Genomic DNA, 22143 nt, shown 5'->3' on the forward strand with positions numbered 1-22143 from the left:
CTGGTGGCGGTTGTTACCCTTACCATCGTTTTATTTTGTTTCTTTGGTCATTATACGAAACGCGAAACTGCCACAGGTTCGCTGATACCCTCAGAAGGTATGATGAATATCATGGCGGCCAATAATGGCACCATTGTCGATCTTAATATGTTTGAGGGAAAGGAGGTTAAAAAGGGGGATCACCTTGCCACCCTATCCTCTGAAATTGCCACGAAATATGGGCAAACCCGGGAGAGGGTCGCCGAACAGCTGTTACAACAGACGCTGGGGCTGGAAAAGGAACTCCAAAATCTTGAGAAGTTAAATAAGGAAACGCTTCAGGGATTGAATGAAAAAGAGAGCCATCTTAAGCAGCAGATTGAACAATACAAATCTATGCATTCACAGCGTTTTTCCCAGGTGGTCCTTGCCCGGAAACAACTCAAAAAAATCTCTCTGATGCGTGAAAACGGTTACGCCTCGAACTCTCAGGTTGAGCAACAGCAGTCCGCTCTTCTTGACGCCCAATCTCGTCTTCTTGATGTAGAAAGGCTGCAAACGGATGTTGAGCAGCAGCTGACGCTGACCCGACAGCAAAGACGGGAACAGCCGCTGAATTTTCGTAATAAGCAGCATGAAATTGAACGTCAACTTTCCAGTATCAGACAGTCGCGGGTGGAAAACGAATCACGTCGCTCCGTTATGCTGGAAGCGCCTCAGAATGCGCTTGTGGGTTCCGTTCTGGTAAAACCCGGTCAGATAGTCAGTGCGGGACAGTCCGTGGCCTCCTTATTGCCCGAAGATAGCCACCTGATCGCCCGTATCATGGTAAGCAGCAGGGCCATCGGTTTTATCAAACCCGGCCAGCAGGTGGTACTGCGCTATCAGGCTTTTCCCTATCAGAAATTTGGTCAACAGTTTGGCACCGTCAGCGATGTCTCACGCGTATCACTTTCCCCACAGGAAGTTTCGCATATCACGGGTGACCTTCAGGTTCGCGAAGCCTTTTATCAGGTTCGGGTCAGGCTGGATAAACAGCATATGAATGCCTATGGGCAACGGGTAAAGCTGCAGCCAGGAAGTGCTTTAGAGGCTGATTTTATCATCGATAAGCGCCGCCTTTACGAATGGGTCCTTGAACCCCTGTATGCACTCGGACGTCGATCCTCTGTTTAATTTCCCCTTATTAATTCTCCTTATATTCAGGTTTATCACATATGAAAATTTTAAGAAATTTGCAGTTTTCCTGGCGGAGAAAGTTGCCGGTCTTTCATCAGACCCAGGCAGCAGAGTGCGGGCTGACCTGTGTAGGGATGATCGCAGGTTACTATGGCCACAATACCGATATGATCACCCTGCGTCGCGCCCACGCGACATCGCTCAAAGGAGCCACGCTGGCAGATGTGATGCTTATTGCTAATAATATGGGCATGTCGGGTCGGGCGCTCAGGCTTGAGCTGGAGGAATTAAATAAGTTACAGCTCCCCTGTATTCTTCACTGGGACATGAATCATTTTGTCGTCCTTAAAAAGGTCACTAAAAACAAGATTACCCTGCACGATCCGGCGCGCGGTAAATGTGAACTGACGTTTGATCAGGCTTCAGAGTCCTTTACCGGCGTTGCACTTGAGCTCTATCCAAACTGCAATTTCGAGCAAAAAAATGAAAAGAGCCGCCTGTCGATGCTGAATTTAATTAGCAACGTTACAGGCATTGGAACCGTTTTCTTTCATATTATGGTGCTGTCCATTGCGCTTGAAGTATTTGGCTTGCTCTCCCCTTTTTACATGCAGTGGGTGATGGACCAGGTACTGGTATCCGCCGACAGGGATCTGCTGACGCTGCTGGGATGCGCGTTTATCTGCATCATTATTTTGCAAACCGGCATTTCTGCATTGCGTTCCTGGGTGACGACCTGGTTCTCCAGTCTGCTAAGCGTTCAGTGGTCCAGTAATATTTGCTCCCACTTACTCGGTCTGCCGATGTCCTATTTTCATGAAAGACATATCGGGGATATCGTTTCGAGGTTTGGCTCCATAGGTACGATACAGAATACGCTGACCACCCGCTTTATCAGCTCCATTCTTGATGGCGCGATGGCCGTCGTGACCCTTTTTGTGCTCTTTAGCTATAACAGTACTCTCACCTGGATCGTATTGGCTACCGTCGCTATCTATACCCTGCTCAGAGCGGTTTCCTTCCGCCCGTTCAGGCAGGCCAATGAAGATCAGCTGATAGCCTCTGCAAAAGCACAGTCTCAGCTGCTGGAATCCATTCGGGGCATGCAGGCCGTAAAGCTCAATAATAAAGAAGAGATCCGCGTATCCAGCTATGCCAGCGAGTTAGTCCAGGTAACGAATAAAGGCATAAAAATTCAAAGACTTTCCATTCTTTTCAGCGTGTTACAAGGGTTAACGTCGGGGATAAGCCGTATTATTCTCGTCTGGCTGGCCGCTATTCAGGTGCTGGAAGGAAACTTCACTGGCGGAATGCTGGTCGCTTTTATCAGCTTTTCCGATCAGTTCATCTCGCGCATGACGGGTTTAGTTGATGCTGTTATTGAGTTTTCAATGCTCAGACTGCACGGCGAGCGCCTGGCTGATATCGTTCTGACAGAAACCGAGAGGAATACTGAGAACCTGGCTGCGCTACCTGAAGATGATGAGCCCTGCACGGTTGCGATTAAAAACATCGATTTTCGCTATGCGGAGACGGAGCCTTACATTCTGAAAAATTGCAGCTTTACGATAGCGGCGGGTGAGTCCATTGCTATTATCGGCCCCTCAGGACAGGGAAAAAGTACGCTGGCAAAACTGATGTTAGGCCTTCTTCGCCCGGAGTCGGGCGAGATTGTGATTAATGATATGGATATTAAAAAATTGGGCATGAAATACTTCCGTAATCTTGTTGGAAGTGTCATGCAGGATGACATTTTGTTTGCGGGCTCCATTATGGATAACATTTGTTTCTTCGATGCGACATATGATGAAAACAGAGCAATAGAAGCCGCTCACATTGCCCGAATACATGAAGATGTTCTGGCCATGCCTATGGGGTATAACAGTCTGGTTGGCGATATGGGATCTTCTTTATCAGGGGGGCAAATTCAACGTATTCTGCTGGCCAGGGCTCTTTACAGACGTCCAAAACTGCTTATTCTCGATGAAGCAACCAGCCACCTTGACGTTGCAAGAGAAAGCGCTATTAATAACGAAATATCGAATATGAAAATAACCAGAATTATAATAGCGCATCGCCCTGAAACCATCCTCAGCGCTGACCGGGTAATTTGTCTTGATAAGGGTGAATTAAAAATTATCAACAAAAAAAATCTCTTTAATTAGGCTTTAGACTTTATACTATTGTTGGACAGTAGCCTTACCGATAATCTCAGCTCTCGAAATTTGTTGTTAACACTATAAAACAAGAGAGCTCAATCAATGCATAAACGACATCCTTCAGAAATAAATCAAGTATCAGGGGCAACTTTTTTAGCCCCCTGGTACTGCTGTAATTTTTTTCCCCGTAGTTGGGACCATCGCAATATGAAAAAGTGCTGCTAGCGGCGGCGCTCAGAGGGGTGGGCTGGGCGTTGGCGCTATCAGTACATTGGTCGGCATGATTACGGCGGTTATAGCGAGACGTCCAGGACGCTCTTTATTGCGTGGTCAATCACTGGAATCTCGCAATGAATTTCGCTGACGCTAATGGATAAGCCCTGTTACCGGCCCTGCCCCAACAGTCGGCCAGGGTGGTTGTACTGAGTAAAGTTGCGTTCGGGGAATTAGCTATAGCGATAACAGGCGTTGACTCTGCTCGGTTGTATTTTCATTACTGGCTTAGCGGAAAGTAACCCTTTCTGAATTAAAGGCCCAATTAGTTTTTTTAAATCGTTCCAGAATTTAAATAGATAAACTTAAATTTACCGTTGTGAACATATTTATAAAGGAATATAAGATGAAAAAGACACTCATTGCATCATTAGTTATAGCGTCCAGCGCTCTGGTCTCATTCCCGACCCTGGCGACACCATCAGGTACAATTATTGTTGACGGCGCGATAACCGCCTCTACCTGTGATGTCGCTTTAGATAATGACAAGTCCGGTAACGGTACCGTAAGTCTGCCAAAATTATCGACCAGAAACCTGGCTAAAGCGGGCGATACTGCCGGTAGTACCAGCTTTGTGATCAAGCTGACCAACTGTACACCCGCCACAGGTGGCGTGCGCGCCTGGTTTGAAACAGGTGCCGCTGTTGATGCCGTCACCGGCCGATTGATTAATACCAATAATACGGCTGAGGGTGCAGAAAACGTTGACGTTCAGCTGCTGAACGATAAGGACGACGTACTTCAGGCAGGTAGCAGCAGCCAGCGTACTAACGCCGCAACAGATCTGGTAGGGGGAGCTGCCAACCTGGTTTATAAAATGCGCTATTATGCCGTCAAAGACGACGTTAAACCGGGAAAAATTGATACCAAAGTGACCTATGCTATCGATTACGATTAATAATAACCTGTACTTTTAATAAATCGGGGGTTCACCCCGATTTATTAAGGAATATACGATGAATTTATGTAATCTTATCGCCAGATCCGCTGTTTTATCCCTCTTCGCTTTTTCAAATATTATAAGTGCTGGCATTATCATTAACGGCACTCGAATTATTTATAATGAAAAAGAAAAGGAAGTCATTGTCCGACTTGAAAATAAAGGGATACAACCCTCTCTTGTACAGGCGTGGATAGACGAAGGCAACGAAGAACAAACAATAAACACGATGGATGTCCCTTTTTTAATATTACCGCCTGTCTCTCGCATTGAACCCGGCCAGGGACAAAGCCTGAGAATTACCTATACCGGGCAGGCACTACCGAAAGAAAGAGAGAGTGTTTTTTGGTTCAATATATTAGATATTCCTCCTCAGGCTGAAAACAATGACGATAACGAACTGCAGATGGCCTTCCGCACAAGGATGAAACTCTTTTTCAGGCCGACCGGGCTTAATAAGTTTTCTTTTACCGATGCCATCGCGAAAATAGATTTATTGGTTTCCAAAGAAGCACCTGGTGACACCGTTAAACTTTATGTAAAAAACAGTTCTGCGTTTCACATTACGCTTTCGTCCCTGGACATCCGGCGCGGAAGTAAAATTATTGCAACTGTACAGGGTAGTATGATTTCACCTTTTACTACAGCGTCAATTAATCTGAAAAGAGAATATCTGGACAAGGATTACCAGGTTTTCTTAAATTACATTAATGATTATGGTGCAATGATTAAGCGCCCCCTTACAGAGAGCTGAATGTCACTTTAGTAACTCAAGGATGATCATATGAAACTCCGCGTACTTTCCCGGTTCGTTCTCTCATTCACTACAATGATATGTGTGTCAATATTCATAAAACCCCCTTTAATGGCTGCGGTTAAATTTAGTCCCGACTTTCTTAACCGCATCGCTGGCGGCGATATTGATATCTCCCGATTCAATGGGGCATACCGGATATTACCCGGTGAATATTTTCCGGATGTCTATGTGAATGGCCGACTTATTGGTCGTAGCAGTATTAACGTTTCAGAAAAAGCAGGCCATTCAAGAATTTGCATCAACCAGGAAATCATCACACTGTCGGCAATAAAAACCAGCGTTATCTCGCCCGAATTAATGGAACGTCTCACAGAGCCGTCGCAGTGCATGACCTTACAGGAAGTATTGCCGGACGGCAGCCTGGTGATGAATATCTCGGCTATGCGCATCGACTTATCCATTCCGCAGGCTCACCTAAACCAGCTGGCACGCGGGTATGTTCCGCCTTCGATGTGGACCTATGGCGTAAATGGCCTGTATGCCAGTTATAATACCAGCTACTTCGAACAGCATAATGGCAACAATGTTAGTCGATCATTTTATGGCGATCTCAGGTCCGGGCTGAATCTTGGCCCCTGGCTCCTGCGCCACGCCGGTACGCTGCACTGGAATCAGGCAGCGGGCCGACGCTACAACCGTTTCAGTACCAATGTGCAGCGGGACATTGTCCTCCTGAATTCACGCTTACTGATAGGCGACGCCAGCACTTCTGGTGAAATTTTCGACTCCTTTTCTTTTCGCGGCGTCCAGCTGGCGACTGCAGATCTGATGCTACCTGACTCACTCCGGGGATACGCGCCTGTCGTCAGGGGCATGGCCAAAACCAATGCCAAAATCACCATTAAGCAGCGTGGAAATGTAATTTATGAAACCACGGTACCGCCCGGGGAGTTTTCTATCAACGACCTCTACCCGTCAGGCTATGGTGGTGATTTAGACGTCACCGTAACTGAGGCGGATGGAACGCGATCCTCCTTTTCCGTTCCTTTTTCTTCTGTTACCCAGCTCCTGCGGCCTGGAATGAAAAATTACGGCCTTGTTGCAGGCCAGCTGCGTAATCTCAATATCAAAGAGCAACCCGTCGTTTTTCAGGCTACCTATAAGCAAGGTATCAGTAATTTGCTGACAGCCTATACGGGGTTAACCAGCACTGGCAACTGGAGCTCAGGTGTAATCGGTAGCGCCCTGGGCACGCCGGTCGGTGCGTTCTCGTTTGATATCTCTGGTACACGTTTTAAATATAAAGAAGAATCACGTCATGGCGTCAGCATGAAGGCAAGCTACAGCAAACTGCTGATGTCGACTAACAGCAATATCTCTCTGGCGGCTTACCGCTTCTCATCACCCGGTTATCTGGATATATACAATGCGGTATATCTCCAGGATTTAATTAAAAACAGTCCCGGAGGCAATCTGCTAAGGGGACTTAATCGGCCTAAAAACCGAATCTCATTAACTCTGAGCCAACAGCTAAGTGAAAATCTGGGGCAGGTCTACCTATCCGGTTTCAGAGAAAATTACTGGAATAAAGGCTATACCAATACGCAGTTTCAGATTGGTTACAATAATCATTACGGCTTCCTGAGCTATGGCCTGTCGATAAACAAAACCTTCAGCCAGGCAGATTCGGAAACGCAGTATCTGCTTAATTTCTCCCTGCCATTAGGTACCGGGCAGCACGCTGCCAACCTTAACAGCTATACCACCCTGGAAAAAAAGGGATCTACCAGCCAGTTAGGTGTTAGTGGTCAGGCCGGTGAACGTAATCAAATGGGATATAACGCTTCGGCCAGTAAGGATAAAAACAATAATTACTCCGGCAGCCTTAATGGAAATTATGTCTCTTCCGACACAACAATGAACGCGGGTTACTCTGGTGGTAAAGGCTACTACGGCCTGTCAGGCGGACTTAGCGGCAGTATTGTAGGTATCTCTGATGGCCTGATATTCAGCCCTTATAGCAACCTCAGCACGATCGCCGTCGTCTCTGCTCAGCACGCAGCCGGGGCCACCGTAGAGGGTTACTCTGGCGTTAGCCTTGATAAAAATGGCATGGCCCTCGTGCCTTATCTGAACCCTTACCGTATTAATCAGATCGCTATCAGTCCCAAAGGGCTGCCCTGGAATGTGGAATTGCAAAATACCAGCCAGCAGGTGGCACCACATCAGGGAGCGATTGTAAGAATCGACTACCCAACGCAGCGCGGACGTATGGTCCTGATCCGTGCTGAGCTTCCGGATGGTAATGCGTTGCCCTTTGGCGCGGCGGTGAAAAAAGCCAATGGCGAGGACGTGGGAGTGGTCGCCCAGGGTGGGCAGATATATGTTCGACTGAAGGAAGATGACGCAAGTCTTTCAGTGCGTTGGGGAAGCAAAAGCGAAATGGGCTGCAATTTTAATATTGAACCTGAATCGCCGTCTCTTTCTCCCCCCAAAATGTTTACAAGGCTCCACCGCATCTGTCTGCCACTGGCTTCGGATGCACTTACCCACGGCGCAGTAAAACCCGCGTTGATGGCACATCTTAAGACCCCGGGCCAACCTGAGGGTTAAGACAGCGATGAAGGGACACGTAATGCAAATGATAAAATCCTGTTTGCTAATTTTCTCACTCACGGCCAGTTTTTATACGCGAGCGGACCTCACCTGTGGCTTTAGCGATAATTATGTGGGGACGACGGAATTTGACTTTAAAACCATCCCGTCCCAAATTCCCTCCGGCTTACCGGTTGGGACGGTAATTTACAGTAAAACCATGAACTTTAAGACCTGGTGTGCCAAGGCCCCACGCAGTTCAGGGGTGTTCGATAGTGAATATATTTATTTTAATGTCAAAAACCTCGACGGCGTTTTCGGAAGAGAGAGTGGTTTAGGCCTTTCCATCACAATAAATGGCCAAAAGTTCACGGGTGCGCAAAGTTTGAAAACGGATTATCAAACGCGCACTCTTTTCATTATGGGCTCACCCACCGATCGTTACCTCAATTTTGATTCGGAAGTGGTTATCGATCTAATAAAGACAGGAGAAAATGTTAACCTGGATCCTCAGAGCAATACGGTGGTCATGTTCGATATAGGTTCAGTGGGTAATGGTAGTCTACAATTTATGATGAGAAATACCAGTATGCTGAGTTTCTCCACACAAACCTGTGATGTTACGGGCGATGAAAATTACCGTGTCACCCTTCCCCCCCTGAGTATCCATCGCGTTTCAGGAACGGGCAGCACGCCGGGTGTCAGTAGCGACTTTAATATCAGGCTATTTTGTAATTCTAATTTGTGGAGTACCCTGGGGATCTGGATGACGTTAACAGGCCCTGGCGTTTCCGGACTGGAGAAACAGGGGGTCTTCTCCTTTAAGAATAAAGCGACGGGTGAAATATCGGATCAGATTGCCATGCAAATATCCCGCTCAGAAGAGAATATCTGGACACCCGTTTCTCTGGGCGAAAAATTTAAGGTTGGAAACTTTGAATCGTCACTCTCAAACGTGACTGTTCCACTGCGGGCTGGCTATTATTCGCTTAGCAATAAACAATCAGTGGGTGAATACCAGACTACCCTTATCTATACAATCAAATACGAATGATTAAGGCGTAAACGTGGCGATCATGCATGCTTTTGGCTGCCCTGAACATAAATCCAACGTTTCGAAGAATTTACTGTTCCCAGGGTAAATATTATTTCATGGCAGGATGGCGCAAACATGCCCCCAAGCCGGGATCATCCCCTGCCAGGACAAGCATTGAGGTTATAACATGATGCAATCGCGTATTGATCAGAGCGTGGCTCATTTTACCTTCAGTTGAACCCTTTCGTGCCTGGAGCGGCTAACCGCCCGAAACATCGGGCGGTTAATTGCCCTTGGCAAATTTATTTTGCGTAGGCTTCTGTCGAAATCGTCAGTACGACGTCATCACTTACTGCTGGCACATACTTATCCAGCTTAAACTCTGAACGCTTGAACGTTGTGGTTGCGTCAAATCCTACTGCTTCTTTTTTCACCATCGGATGCATACCCTGCTTGTTCAATATTGCATGCAGAACAACAGGGCGGGTGATATCCCGGATAGTCAGGTTGCCGTAGACGTCCATTTTATTTTTCCCTTTGCTGACCACCTTCGTACTCTTAAAGGTCGCAGTCGGGAACTTCGCCACGTCGAAATAATCCGCTCCCTTAAATTCGCTGGTCAGCGCATCGACATGGGTGTTGATCGTATCAACCGGGATGGAAACGTCCACTTTTGAATGAGTCACGTCTTTTGCATCGAAATCAATATTACCGGTTATGTTCGATAGATCGGCGGTCGGATGTGAGAAACCAAAGTGGGTCCAGGAGACCATAACAGAGGTATGGCCTGAATCCATTGCGTAGCTTTCAGGCGCGGCGGCAGAAAACTGTGAGTAGAGTGCGGTACCAATAAGAAGCGGCAGGGTAATCTTTTTTAATACAGACATGCGCAAAAGCCTTAGTTAAACAATGAGTATTAACCATAGTGCAATATTCATTGTTTAACCGATATTCAAGATATTTGAGTCACTCTTTCAAATATATTAGTTAACACCCGTAACTATTTTACCCGCATCCCTTTCCCCTGAGTTTAAGATCGAATCAATACAGGGGAATAGCCCTGGGGGCTGCGGGTTGCCTTCAAGGCGTTATTGTTGATTAATAAACGCCTTAATTACCTCCTGCCAGGGCGTGGAAGAACGCCCCACCAGCTGACTCAGAGTATGACTGTCGTCGAAAAGCGCCCCTTTCGCCGCGCTGGCATCGGAATCACCCAGCATTTCCGCTAACGCATCGGGCAACCCGGCCTCTTTTAACGCCCCGACAAACTCGGCTTCAGGCAGATTGATGTAGTGAATATCCCTGCCGCTTTGTCTGGCGATCTCGCCGGTAAATTCCGCCAGGGTGTATGCGCTATCGCCTGCAAGTTCATAGATTTTTCCAGCCGCATTCTCATGCGTCAAAACCGCAGCAGCGGCTTCAGCATAGTCCTGACGGCTCGCAGAGGCGATTTTCCCCTCCTGCGCGGCACCAATAAACGCCCCATGAGCCATCGCCGGAGCAATGCTGGCCGCATAGTTTTCGGTGTACCAGCCGTTGCGCAGAATGGCATAGGGCACGCCGGAGGCAATTAAAGCCCGCTCGGTCGCGAGATGCTCTTTCCCGAGGCCCATCGGGGTGGTGTCGGCATGCAGCAGGCTGGTATAGGCCAGCAGTTTCACCCCGGCCTCTTTGGCAGCGGCAATCACTGCCTTATGCTGCGATTCACGCTCGCCCAGCTGGTTAGAGGAGATCAGCAGAACTTTCGTTACCCCGCTAAGGGCACTGAGCAACGTTTCAGGTTGGGTGTAATCTCCCTGACGGACATCTATCCCCTGGGCGGCAAGATCGCGGGCTTTTTCAGGTGAACGTACGACGGCAATAATCTCACCTGCCGGCGTCGATTTTAATAATGCATCAATGACTAAACGGCCAAGCTGACCTGTTGCACCGGTAACAGCAATCATCATGTGCTCCTTATGCTGTAGTGAAATTTTTCCGCGGCCCGGGCCTGCGAATGTGCTTTAACCCTATCAGCCTAAGTCATATACTAATTAAAAGTAAGTACGCACAGGAATGTTAGTATGAAAAAAAAATCCACGCAGCCTCTCTCCCCCCTCAGTGAAAAGTTTCGTCGCGGCGAGCTATTGAATACTGATTGTCCCTCACGCGAGGTGCTCAAGCGTCTAACCTCCCGCTGGAGCCTGTTGGTTTTGGTGGCGCTGGAGGAGGAAACGCTTCGCTTCGGCGAACTGCGCAAAAAGATTGGTGGCGTCAGCGAAAGGATGCTGGCGCAGACTTTGCGGTTTATGGAAGAAGACGGATTCGTCGAGCGTATTGCGTGGGAAGTTGTTCCGCCGCACGTAGAGTATCGTCTTACCCCTCTGGGGCAGGAGGTGCGTGGTCAGGTAACAGGACTGGCCGACTGGATCGAGATGAACCTGCATCAGATTATGGGTAATCGTCGCGAGCGGGCGCAGGCCGGAAAAGAATAATCCATCCAGGCAGACTTACGCCCAGTTGCGATGACCTGAGAGTAGAAAAACAGATTACCTGAGGTGACTGCGAGACACTGAAAGCGCATCAGCCTGTCATTACGGCGAGACACATAAAAGTGCCTCAGCCTGCAATTACGGCGAGACACAGGGATGCGCATCAGCCTGCAATTTCAGCGGGACACAGGGATGCGCATCAGCTATTAGCGCGCGGGCATGGCATCCGGGTACATTGCCAGCAGGCGGCGGGTCACACCGTTTGTCCAGCCAAAGCCGTCCTGGAGGGGGTATTCCCCCCCTCCGGCCAGCACCGGCGCCCGGCCAGCGACGTTGTACTTCTCAACCATCTTATGGTGCCGATCGTAGGTTGCGCCTACAATCTGTAGCCAGCGCGTGGCGATCTCTTTCGCCAGCAGCTCTTCGCCGTAGTGGTTCAGCCCTTCTATCGCCATCCACTGCACAGGCGCCCAGCCGTTAGGCTTGTCCCACTGCTCGCCGGTTTCGTCAACCGTCGAGAGCACCCCACCGGGAGCCAGCAGATGCGATCGAATTGCCGCCGCCATACGGGTTGCCTGCTCATACCCGGCCATCCCGACGTAAAGGGGCGTTACGGAGGCCGCAGAGAACATGCCTTTTTCACGGTCGCACCAGTTATAGTCACGATAAAGTCCGGCTTCTGCATCCCACAGGTATTTATCCACGACGGCGCGGCGACGCTCTGCCTTCTGCTGGAACTGCTCCGCCGTCAGCGGGTCGTTATCCGCCGCTGCCAGCCGGGCGATGGTGGTTTCCAGCTTATAGAGAAACGCGTTCAAATCGATCGGCACAATGCGCGTTGTATGGATACTTTCCAGACGGCCAGGCTCGCTGAGCCAGCGTGAAGAAAAATCCCAGCCGGAAGCCGCTCCGGCGCGCAGGTCGCGGTAGACCTCACTGGCAGGACGTGAAGAATTTCGGGCTGTTTCCACGTCCTCAATCCAGGATTCATCGCGCGGCGTATCGCGATCGTCCCAGTAACGGTTAAGCACCTCGCCGCCCGGCAGCATCACCACATGGCGATAAGCTTCGTTTGGCGTCAGGGAGTCAGCCCCTTCCATCCAGAAAGCATGTTCACGTTTTAACTGTTTAAGGTAGCGCTTCGCTTTCTTAATGCCATCTTTTTCAAACAGTTCGACCATCATCGCAAAAACGGGCGGCTGAGAGCGGCTGAGATAATAAGTCCGATTGCCATTCGGGATATGGCCATAGGTATCGATTAGCCAGGCGAAGTTGTCCGCCATATTGCGCATCAGATCGTCGCGGCCGCTGGCGGCGAAGCCCAGCATGCTGAAGTAGGAGTCCCAGTAATAAGTTTCACTAAAGCGCCCGCCCGGTACCACATAAGGTTCAGGCAGGGGCAGAAGCGAAGAAAACTCCGAATGTTTCTCAGGCTGGCGCGTCAGCACCGGCCACAGGGAGTCAATATGCTGCCCCATATTTTTCGCAGGGTCTGAAATATAGCGGCTGTCGTGGGTCCGCGGCAGATCAAAATTCTCCAGCACGAAGGTCAGCAGATTAAAATCGGCCTCTTCACGCTGGATATAATAACGATATAAAATACGTTCCGGCTCTATTTTTGGCGCACAGTCCGCAAAGGTTTTACTGTCGGTGAATATACGGGCGCTCTGTACCGCCGAAAACAGTTCCTGGTATCGGTCGGACGGCGTCAGGATATCCGGCGCGGGGAGGCCGCTAATCGGCTCCGGCTGCGGCTCAGGCAGCGCGTCTGAGCTGGCCTCATAGTCGTTATACCAGGCCTCATAATCAGTACGGTTATTGTCAACGATCAGGTCATTTTGATTAAAAGTGATAAAAACCTCCTGATGCCAATTAATATCGACAATGTTTGCAGTGTATTTTTTAATTTAAGCGTTCAGTATAGTACCCTCGTCTCATAATGCAAGCCGATGATTTTATTACCTGACATGAATCTATATTTCAAAACATAAATAATATCACCTTGCTTTACCCTCACTCACTGGCGGATATATCAACCTTTATCAGCAAAATATTAATGTAATATTAACTGTGTTGAGAATAAATATTAACGGAGAAAACCCTGCTCTTACATATTTACTTCATCCCGCCCACCCTCTAAGCTACGGCCCTCAATAACTGACTGACAGACGCCCGCCCCGGCCACCTGATAACTTCTACGGCGGTGACCGGGTGAGGGTGAAAGCCGCCGCGAAAAGCCAGAAGGAGCGCGACCATGAGCGATGTTGAAAACCTGCACGCAATGATCGTTTTTGCCCGAGTGGTGGAGACGCTTAGCTTTACCGATGCGGCAAAGGCCCTGGGGCTGTCGAAGTCCTCGGTCAGTAAGGAGATCTCGGCCCTTGAAATACGCCTCGGTGCCCGGTTATTACAACGCACCACGCGGAAAATTCAGGTCACTGAGGTCGGCATGACCTGGTATCACTACTGCGCGCGCATCCTAAGCGAGGTGAAAAGCGCCGAGCTGTTTATACGCCAGTATCATGAAGAGCCGACCGGCAGCCTGCGCGTTGTGGCCCCGGTCACCTTTGGCTGCCAGTGTATTGTGCCGGTGCTGAACCAGTTTGTGGCCAGTAACCTGCACGTCAGCGTGGATCTGGATCTAACCGATCGCCCCGTTAATCTGGTCGAAGATAATGTCGATATCGCGATTGTTATCCGCCGTGATGCGCCAGAGGAGGCGAACGCTAAACCCCTGATGGATATCAGCTGGGGACTTTATGCTGCACCCGAGTACCTTCAGCGCTTCGCCCCCATTCTCGGGCCGGACGATCTGCCGCGCCATGACTTTATTCTGTTCCGCGGCCCGGCGCATACGCTCTCGCTGCCGTTTAAAAAGGACAAGCAGAGACGAAATATTGAGGTTCGCAGCCGCTTTCGTGCCAATAACAGTACGGCGCTGGTCAACTCTGCGATTGCGCAAACCGGCATTGCCTATCTGCCGGATTATATCGCCCAGGCCGCAGTAAAGGCGGGCAGGCTTCAGCGGGTTCTGCCGGAATGGGAAATGGAGCTGTACCGCTCGTACATCCTGTACCGGCATGAGGCCGTAATATCGCCGCGCGTCAGGCTGTTTATGGAGGCGTTGCAGAAGGCGTTGCAGGGGGATACTGCGCAGGCATGATCGGGCGGCGAGGGGCCGCCCGCGCTGACATCAGTAGTAGTTACCGTGGCGGTAATCCCAGGTCGTGAAGGTGTCAGACAGCATGGACATGATTTTGTCCACGTCCAGCCCCTTACGGATCAGGACCGGACAGGGGGTAATATTGCGCTCACCCTTCTGTTCAGGTACCAGCTTGCCGCTCTCATCTACCATCGCTACCATCACGCCCTGCTCGTAGCGGGTCTTCTCTGATTCGTTTGGCTGGATAGATTTCACGTAGTCATTGGCTTCGATGATCAGATCCGCCTGTGATTCAATGCGCTCACCGATGCCTTCTACCAGACCACGGTTACCCTTACCTGATGGGTTAGCCGAGCTGGCGAATGAAAACTTGCCGTGATTTTCCCACAGCTCTTTTGCCAGATTTTCACCGGGTACGCCGAATTTAATCACGAAGCAGCTGGTCTGACGGCGATCCATCATCAGCTCTTTCGAACCATCTTCCGGAATGCGCGCCACCGCCTCTTCTTTCCACGGCAGGATGCAGCCCAGCAGCACATCGTTATCCCAGTGCTGCTGATACAGGGACTCAATTTCCGGGTTCAGCTGAGCCAGCTCTTTTAACTGCTCCAGCGAACCGCACAGTACCACGCCCGGCTTATTACGGTTACGCTGCTTGGCGTCAAACTTACGCTCCAGGCCTTTGGCATCAGAAGTCATAATGATGTAGCCCACCTTGGTTGGGCAAACGATCATCCCGCCGTCAGCAGACAGAATTTTTACCGCTTCTGGCTGTAAGCCGCCGTTCCAGTGAATGGTTTTATTACTCATGAGCACACCTGCCTGTTCAGAAATTAAGAGTGTCAGTCTGCGCCCCTCCCTTATGCAGGTGGGGGGCGTCATAACCTGTTAAAGCCATCCTACCCTCCCCGCCCTTATTCGCAACAATTAAGCATTTTTTAGCTGCATTGTTTCCATCAGGAAACAGTCGTTGCAAATAAGATGGAAAGACTGAACTTTTCTTTCACCCTGGCCACCCAGCATAAATCAGAGAGGAGCAAGAGCATGCACATCGACTTTTTCCGCGCGGCAGATCAGCGCGAGCTGCGCAGTTGGTTTTCCTCCCAGCAGGCGGTGACGCAGTGGGCCGGGCCGGGTGTCGCCTGGCCGCTGACGGCGGGATTTATGCGTACGCTGCTTGACTCCGATGAACAGCAGCCCGCACGCCTGCTCACCTTTGCCACGCGACGTGACGGCCGGCTCGCGGCGGTAGCGCAGCTGAACTTTGACTGGGAGAACCATCTTGCCTGCCTGTGCCGCGTGGCCGTCAATCCGGCGCTGCGAGGAAAAGGTTTGGCGGGCGAACTCCTGAACGTCATGATCCATACCGCCTTTAAGGATCCCGCTATCGAACGGCTTGAGCTGGTTGTTTATCCGCAGAATCGGGCGGCGGTGCGCACCTACGAAAAGCTGGGATTTGTGTGTGAGGGGGTCAGGCGGGCATGCGTAGCGGTAGGAGAAGCGCGCTGGGACAGCGCTTTTTATGGCCTGCTGCGCGCGGAATTCACCGCGCGCAGCGCCGCCTGAATCAGGCTGGGATCAGTTTTTCGGCTTTCAGCTTATCAAACAGGGTGATAAACGCATCCCGGGTAGACTGATAGCCCGTGAAGCCCGCCTTGCGGCTTTTGCTGATATCGGTGATCACTTCCATTGGGCGGCCCAGGTCGGCGTCGGTATGCCACCAGGACACCAGACGACTGATGTCGTCCTCTTTCAGATCGAACTGGTGGGCAATCGCTTTCCACTGCCCGGGCGCGGCATCCATTCGGCCATCAAGCGGCTGCATCTCATCCGGGTACGGCGCCGCCTCAATGCCGAAGTAGCTGGCAATCTCGCTCCACATCCACTTCCAGCGGAAGACGTCGCCATTGACGACGTTAAAATCCTGATCCCGGGCAGCAGGCGAGGTGGCAGCCCACTCCAGCTGCTGCGCAAGGACGTGCGCATCGGTCATGTCGGTCACGCCTTCCCACTGGGTTTTCGAGCCAGGGAAGATAAACGGCTGGCCAGTCTGCTTGCACAGGCTGGCATAGACGGCCAGCGTCTGCCCCATGTTCATAGCATTGCCCAGGGCAAAGCCGATAATGGTATGCGGGCGATGGACGCTCCAGGTGTAGCCATATTTCTCTGCGCCAGCAAAGACTTCATCTTCCTGCGCGTAGTAGAAGTTATCAACCGGCTGACGGCCCTGCTCTTCACGGAACGGTGTTACCGGAACGGCACCCTTACCGTAGGCGTCAAACGGCCCCAGATAGTGTTTCAGCCCGGTGACCAGCGCAACGTGGCCGCCTTTCAAGCCTTCGCCCAGCGCGTCAATCACGTTGCGTACCATCGCACCATTTACGCGAATGTTCTCTTTCTCGTTTTCCTGACGCGCCCAGACGCTGAAAAAGACCTTATCGACCTTAACATCCTTCAGCGCCTGCTTTACGGACTCCCTGTCGGTCAAATCCGCCGTCAGTGAGATGCAGCCTGCCGGGACGGCGGTACGGCCACGGGACAGACCCAGAACCTGCCAGCCATCGGTGTTCAGCTGTTCGGCCAGGGCGGTACCAATCACGCCGCTGACGCCAACGATTAATGCACGCTGTTGCATAATTTATCTCCTGTTTTGATTATCAGTTAAGCTTAATAGAGAATTAAATTCTTATCTCAGGTATAAATTCACACCATTAATGAATAAGAGTCATCAATCATGCACAGTCAGGATCGACTACGGGGGATCACGCCCTTTGTGGCCACCGTTGAGCACGGCAGCTTTACCGCCGCCGCAGAGAGCCTGCATCTGACCAGTTCTGCCGTCAGTAAAAGCATTGCACGGCTGGAAAACCGGTTGGGATCGCGGCTGTTCGAACGCACCACGCGCCGTCTGGCGCTTACCGACGCGGGACAGGCTTTTTACGACACCTGTAATCGGGTGCTGAGCGAGCTGGCGGAAGCGGAATCGGTGCTGGCGGCACAGCGCACCAGTCCGGTCGGCAGGCTACGGATCGCCGTTCCGCACACCTTTGGCCGGATGAGCGTAATGCCTTTGCTTACGCTGTTTTGCCAGCAGAATCCGGATATGCAGATCGGCCTGGCCTTCTCCGACCGCTTTGTTGACCTGTTTGAAGAGGGTGTGGATATCGCCGTGCGCATCGGTGGCCCGGCAGAGTATCCGCCCTCGCTGGGATTTCGCTATCTGGGCAACGAGCAGCTGATATTCTGCGCCGCGCCGCACTATCTGACGCAGCACGGCACGCCAGATTCACTTGAATCACTTAGCACTCACCAGGCTATTGTCTATGACCGCGTGGACGGCAGCACCAGCCCGTGGTACATCGCCTCGCCTGACGGGCGCATTGCTACGCGCACCGTCCCGCACCGCATGGCACTGGGAGACGGCGAAGCGCAGGTTGCCGCCGTTGTCGCCGGCCTGGGCGTGGCACAAATGGCGACCTGGCTGATGGAAAAACAGCTGGCTGAGGGTCAGCTGGTACAAATTCTGCCCGAACTGGCCGTCACTGGCCTGCCGCTCTACGTGGTGTGGCCGCGCAGAAAGCAGCTTACGCCAAAGGTGGATGCGCTGTTAACCGCGCTGGAGGGGCTATCAATTTCTGGCCAGAACGGCCTCCAGGCGGAGAAGGAGACCCGTTGAAAAGCAGAACGGCCAGCCCGCTGGCCGTTCTGCTCAGGCTTATTTCACTTCGATCAGCTTCTCGACGTCGGGGCTTCCCTGCGGTTCTGCCATCTCTTTGCGCACCTTCGCCACATCGCGCGCGCTGACCGGGGTTTTTGCCGTATTCCCCCAGCTGGTGCGAATAAAGTTGACCACGTCAGCCGTCTGTTGATCGCTCAGCCGCCAGCCAAACGCCGGCATGGTGATGGTCGAGGGTGCACCCTTTACGCCGGGCAGCGTGGCACCGCTGAGGACAATATGGATCAGCGACGTCGGATCCCCGGACTGCACCACGGCATTCCCACGCAGCATCGGGAAGAAGCGCTGGTAGCCGCTGCCGTCAGTTTTATGGCAGGCCGCACAGCTATCAATGTAGACCGACGCTCCCGGTTTGCTGTCATCGCCGTGCCAGAGCGCGTTGGCTTCAGCATTATCGGCCGCAAAACCAACCTGGCTCGGATCGCGTGCACCCAGCGACTTCAGATAGCGGGCAATGGCCGTTGCATCCTCCGCGCTCAGATGTTGCAGACTGTGCTGGACGACGTCCGTCATCCCGCCAAATACCGCCGTGCGGTCGTTACGCCCGGTGCGCAGGAACTGCACCAGCTCATCCTCGCTCCAGCCCCCCAGTCCATCACGGCTGTCGCCGCGTAGATTACTGGCGGTCCAGCCATCAATGGGCGCGCTGCTGCCGGCAAGATAGTCGCTGCCTTCACTGTCGTTCAGGGCTTTTTCCTGCATGGTCAGGCTACGCGGCGTGTGGCAGGCACCGCAGTGGCCTAACCCCTCCACCAGATACTGCCCACGCGCCAGCACCGCGTCCTGCCCGCTGAGCGGCTGGAAAGCCTTAACGTCAGGGGCGAAAATGCCGCGCCAGATCGCCAGCGGCCAGCGCATCGAGAGGGGCCAGGGAATGTCGCTCTTACGATTAGCCTGTTCAACCGGCTGCACGCCGTGCATAAACCAGGCGTAGAGCGCGTGCATATCCTCATCGCTCACCACGGCATAAGAGGGATAAGGCATTGCCGGATAGAGCGTCTGGCCATTTTTTGCCACGCCGTGCCGCACCGCTTTCTGGAAGTCATCCCAGCTGTAGTTTCCAATGCCGGTTTTTTTATCGGGGGTAATATTGGTAGAGTAAATGGTGCCGATCGGCGTTGCCATCGGCAGCCCGCCCGCAAAGGGTTTGCCGCCCATTTTGGTGTGGCAGGCTACACAGTCGCCTGCCCGTGCCAGGTATTCGCCGCGTTTGATCTGCGCCGCACCGCTTTCATCCGCTAAGGCGGCACAGGTGGTCATCCCCAGTAACAGGGCAGAAATTAACATTTTCATCGTGGATCTCCTCACGCCTGCACCAGCGGGCCTGGCTCCTTCAGATACCGTTCACGGATCGCCTTCGCCGACCAGTACGTCAGGGCGGCCACCAGGCCAGTCGGGTTATATCCCAGACCCTGTGGGAACGCCGAAGCTCCCGGCACAAACACGTTCGGTACGTCCCAGCTTTGCAGATAGCGGTTCAGCGCGCTGGTTTTCGGGTCGTCTCCCATTATTGCCCCGCCGTTCATATGGGTGGTCTGGTAAACGGTGGTGTCAAAGTGCGTTCCCGGCATTTTTGGCGAGCCGCTGATCATCATGGGATTCATGGCCTCGGCGATTTTATGCATGCGGCCATGCATAAACTGCGACATTTTGATGTCGTTTTCCTGCCAGTCAAAGGTCATACGCAGCAGCGGCTGTCCAAAGGCGTCCTTGTAGGTGGGATCCAGATCCAGGTAGTTGCTGCGATAGGACTGGTGCGCACCGTGCGCATCCATGGAGACGTGGTGCGTGTAGTGATCGGCCACCGCCGCCTTCCACTTGCTGCCCCAGCCGGGCGTACCCGGGGGAGTAGGCAGGCCGGAAATCGGCTTCACGCCTGCCTGGTTCACCCAAAAAGGTGACCCGCCGACAAAACCATATTTGCCGTGGTCAAAGTTATCGGCGTTAAAGTCATCCACACCGACGCCCGCACCGCCCGCACCAATAAAGTTATTCGTAAAGACGCTTTTATCGAAGAAGGCTTTAATTGTGGAGATGTTCTGGTAGGCAAAGTTGCGGCCCACCACCCCTTCATTCGTCACCGGATCGTAAGGCTTGCCAATACCCGAGAGCAGCATCAGATGCACATTATGAAACTGGAATGCGGAGAGGATGACCAGATCGGCCTGCTGCTCAATCTGACGACCCAGTGCATCAACATAGGTGACGCCGGTGGCACGCTTTTTATCTGCCGTCAGGTTTACGCGCAGCACGTTGGAATTCTCACGCAGCTCAAATCCCGCTTCCTGGCGCAGGGCGGGCAGCACATTGACATTTGGCGAAGCCTTCGAGTACATGTAGCAGGCATAACCGCTACAGTAGCCGCAGAAGTTGCATGGCCCCATCTGTGCGCCATAGGTGTTGGTATAAGGGCCGGAGGTATTGGCCGAGGGCAGGTCGTAAGGATGGTAACCCACTGCTTCTGCCGCCTGGGCAAACATTTGTGCCGAGAAAGTCCGCTTCTGGGCGGGCAGCGGGAAAGGCTGCGATCGGTCGGGCGCGAACGGGTTACCCTTGCCCTGACCGACGACTTTCCCCCTGACGCGCCATTCAGAACCTGAGGTACCAAAGACTTTTTCTGCCTTATCGAAGAAGGGTTCAAGTTCTTCGTAGGTCACCCCGAAGTCCTGAATGGTCATCCCTTCGGGGATAAATTTTTTACCGTAGCGTTCTTCATAGTGGCTGCGCATCCGCAGCTCAATGGGATCGACGCGAAAGTGAACGCCCGACCAGTGCAGCCCTGCGCCGCCGGTACCGGTTCCCGGCAGGAATGCCGCCAGCTGGCGATAGGGTTGCGCGGTCTGCGTTGAATTGTGGCGAATGGTCACGGTGCTTTTCGACAGGTCCTGAAACAGCTTTTTACGGATGTTATAGGTCAGTTCGTCAATTACCTGCGGGTAGGCGCCGTCCGGATACGTATCGCGATGCGGTCCACGCTCGAGCGCCACGACATTCAGACCAGCCTCGGTCAGCTCTTTCGCCATTATTGATCCGGCCCAGCCAAAACCGACGATTACCGCATCAACCTTTTTCATTTCAGTGCCCATAATCAGCTCCTCTCCCCGCGAATCGAGACCGGTGGGAACGGATAGCGTTCACCTCGCTCAACCCAGTCCATAAAGTCCGCGCGCGCGCCCGGAAAACCAATCAGCTGCCAGCCAACCATTCCCTGATTGCCGCCGTGGATGGGATCGCTGAAAAAACCCTCCCGCGTGTTTTGCAGCAGATAGCTGAAGAATAGCGTGGACGGAACCTGCCTGAATTCGACGCTCCCGGCTTCAAAGGCCTCAAGCAGCGCATCCTGCTGCTCCGCATTCAGGCTGGCAAAGACGCTGCCGTGCTTCGCTCTGGCAGCAGCATCGGCGTCGGCCAGGCCCAGGCGGTAGATCTGCTGCGGCACCAGCGGTAGCTGATAGCCGAGCGCCTTATCGGCCTCGGGGTGGAAAGGTCCGTGCATATACCAGTTAACACCAGTGGCATAGGGCGTGTTCATCTGCCTGTCGATATACTCCGCGACGCCCGCTTCCAGCGCGCCAGGCCCCCGATCGTCGGCGGGGATCAGGCGGGCGACCGCAGCCTGGAGGAAGGCATACTCTTCCGGCGTGAACCAGCTGGGCTGGTAGGTTCTGGCCCGCTGAGGCCCGCTGGGAACAGGCTCTTTAGCCATGGCAGGCACTGCGGCGGTGAGTGAACCTACCCCGCTGGTGCCAATGGCGACGGCGGGGGCGAGGGTAATAGTTTTAAGCAGGAACTCTCTGCGGGAGTTCCCCTTCTTTTCTTGCGACATAACATTGCCTTATTCACGCGTAAGCCGCA

At 52.5% G+C, this 22143-nt stretch carries 18 protein-coding genes; 10 read left to right on the top strand and 8 right to left on the bottom strand.

Annotated elements, in window-relative coordinates; translation table 11 throughout:
* The first annotated feature begins 99 nt into the window (after nucleotides 1-99).
* The 6 genes from AC4PCC_RS19525 to AC4PCC_RS19550 all read left to right on the top strand — a co-directional run bounded on the left by AC4PCC_RS19525 (nucleotide 100) and on the right by AC4PCC_RS19550 (nucleotide 8936).
* A complete protein-coding gene (locus tag AC4PCC_RS19525) occupies nucleotides 100-1155 on the top strand; it encodes an HlyD family secretion protein (RefSeq protein ID WP_492125624.1) in 1056 nt (351 codons plus the stop codon).
* Between the two features lie 41 nt (nucleotides 1156-1196).
* Nucleotides 1197-3323 carry a peptidase domain-containing ABC transporter gene (locus tag AC4PCC_RS19530; RefSeq protein WP_492125625.1) on the top strand — a complete coding sequence of 709 codons (2127 nt, stop codon included), beginning with the start codon at nucleotides 1197-1199 and terminating at the stop codon, nucleotides 3321-3323.
* A gap of 613 nt (nucleotides 3324-3936) precedes the next feature.
* A complete protein-coding gene (locus tag AC4PCC_RS19535) occupies nucleotides 3937-4488 on the top strand; it encodes a fimbrial protein (protein ID WP_492125626.1) in 552 nt (183 codons plus the stop codon).
* A gap of 58 nt (nucleotides 4489-4546) precedes the next feature.
* Nucleotides 4547-5284, top strand: coding sequence for a fimbria/pilus periplasmic chaperone (locus tag AC4PCC_RS19540; protein ID WP_492125627.1), 738 nt, complete (start codon nucleotides 4547-4549; stop codon nucleotides 5282-5284).
* Between the two features lie 111 nt (nucleotides 5285-5395).
* Complete coding sequence (locus tag AC4PCC_RS19545; RefSeq protein ID WP_492125628.1) at nucleotides 5396-7900, top strand: fimbria/pilus outer membrane usher protein; 2505 nt, start codon at nucleotides 5396-5398, stop codon at nucleotides 7898-7900.
* Between the two features lie 22 nt (nucleotides 7901-7922).
* Nucleotides 7923-8936 (top strand): fimbrial protein, encoded by a 1014-nt coding sequence (locus tag AC4PCC_RS19550; protein WP_492125629.1) that lies wholly within the window; start codon nucleotides 7923-7925, stop codon nucleotides 8934-8936.
* 284 nt (nucleotides 8937-9220) lie between these two features.
* On the opposite strand, the gene AC4PCC_RS19555 is transcribed toward AC4PCC_RS19550, so the two are convergent.
* Complete coding sequence (locus AC4PCC_RS19555) at nucleotides 9221-9805, bottom strand: YceI family protein (RefSeq protein WP_492125630.1); 585 nt, start codon at nucleotides 9803-9805, stop codon at nucleotides 9221-9223.
* 201 nt (nucleotides 9806-10006) lie between these two features.
* Nucleotides 10007-10864 carry an SDR family oxidoreductase gene (locus AC4PCC_RS19560; RefSeq protein WP_492127575.1) on the bottom strand — a complete coding sequence of 286 codons (858 nt, stop codon included), beginning with the start codon at nucleotides 10862-10864 and terminating at the stop codon, nucleotides 10007-10009.
* Nucleotides 10865-10981: 117 nt separating this feature from the next.
* Here AC4PCC_RS19560 and AC4PCC_RS19565 point away from each other — a divergent pair, with 117 nt between their 5' ends.
* A complete protein-coding gene (locus tag AC4PCC_RS19565) occupies nucleotides 10982-11392 on the top strand; it encodes a winged helix-turn-helix transcriptional regulator (protein WP_492125631.1) in 411 nt (136 codons plus the stop codon).
* A gap of 203 nt (nucleotides 11393-11595) precedes the next feature.
* On the opposite strand, the gene treF is transcribed toward AC4PCC_RS19565, so the two are convergent.
* Entirely contained in the window at nucleotides 11596-13218 is a 1623-nt protein-coding gene (gene treF / locus AC4PCC_RS19570; RefSeq protein WP_492127576.1) for an alpha,alpha-trehalase TreF, read from the bottom strand.
* Between the two features lie 425 nt (nucleotides 13219-13643).
* On the opposite strand from treF, the gene AC4PCC_RS19575 reads away from it, so the two are divergent.
* The gene (locus AC4PCC_RS19575; RefSeq protein WP_492125632.1) at nucleotides 13644-14552 is read left to right on the top strand and encodes a LysR family transcriptional regulator; all 909 of its coding nucleotides are present in this window, start codon (nucleotides 13644-13646) and stop codon (nucleotides 14550-14552) included.
* Nucleotides 14553-14582: 30 nt separating this feature from the next.
* Here AC4PCC_RS19575 and AC4PCC_RS19580 read toward each other — a convergent pair whose 3' ends face one another.
* A complete protein-coding gene (locus AC4PCC_RS19580; RefSeq protein ID WP_067704367.1) occupies nucleotides 14583-15362 on the bottom strand; it encodes an L-threonylcarbamoyladenylate synthase in 780 nt (259 codons plus the stop codon).
* A gap of 234 nt (nucleotides 15363-15596) precedes the next feature.
* On the opposite strand from AC4PCC_RS19580, the gene AC4PCC_RS19585 reads away from it, so the two are divergent.
* Complete coding sequence (locus tag AC4PCC_RS19585) at nucleotides 15597-16118, top strand: GNAT family N-acetyltransferase (RefSeq protein ID WP_492125633.1); 522 nt, start codon at nucleotides 15597-15599, stop codon at nucleotides 16116-16118.
* Nucleotide 16119: 1 nt separating this feature from the next.
* On the opposite strand, the gene AC4PCC_RS19590 is transcribed toward AC4PCC_RS19585, so the two are convergent.
* Nucleotides 16120-17187, bottom strand: a complete 1068-nt coding sequence (locus tag AC4PCC_RS19590) for an SDR family oxidoreductase (protein ID WP_492125634.1) — start codon at nucleotides 17185-17187, stop codon at nucleotides 16120-16122.
* 99 nt (nucleotides 17188-17286) lie between these two features.
* Between AC4PCC_RS19590 and AC4PCC_RS19595 the strand changes: the two genes are divergently transcribed.
* On the top strand, nucleotides 17287-18228 hold the full coding sequence (locus AC4PCC_RS19595) for a LysR family transcriptional regulator (RefSeq protein ID WP_492125635.1): 942 nt from the start codon (nucleotides 17287-17289) through the stop codon (nucleotides 18226-18228).
* Nucleotides 18229-18267: 39 nt separating this feature from the next.
* On the opposite strand, the gene AC4PCC_RS19600 is transcribed toward AC4PCC_RS19595, so the two are convergent.
* From AC4PCC_RS19600 to AC4PCC_RS19610, 3 genes are read right to left on the bottom strand one after another with little or no spacing between them, the layout of a single operon-like run.
* Nucleotides 18268-19581: a c-type cytochrome gene (locus AC4PCC_RS19600; RefSeq protein ID WP_492125636.1), complete on the bottom strand. Its 1314-nt coding sequence runs from the start codon at nucleotides 19579-19581 to the stop codon at nucleotides 18268-18270.
* Between the two features lie 11 nt (nucleotides 19582-19592).
* Nucleotides 19593-21374: a GMC family oxidoreductase gene (locus AC4PCC_RS19605; RefSeq protein WP_345829970.1), complete on the bottom strand. Its 1782-nt coding sequence runs from the start codon at nucleotides 21372-21374 to the stop codon at nucleotides 19593-19595.
* Between the two features lie 2 nt (nucleotides 21375-21376).
* A complete protein-coding gene (locus AC4PCC_RS19610; protein WP_492125637.1) occupies nucleotides 21377-22114 on the bottom strand; it encodes a gluconate 2-dehydrogenase subunit 3 family protein in 738 nt (245 codons plus the stop codon).
* Nucleotides 22115-22143: the final 29 nt, after the last annotated feature.

It is taken from the genome of Erwinia sp. L03-1 (assembly GCF_058686115.1).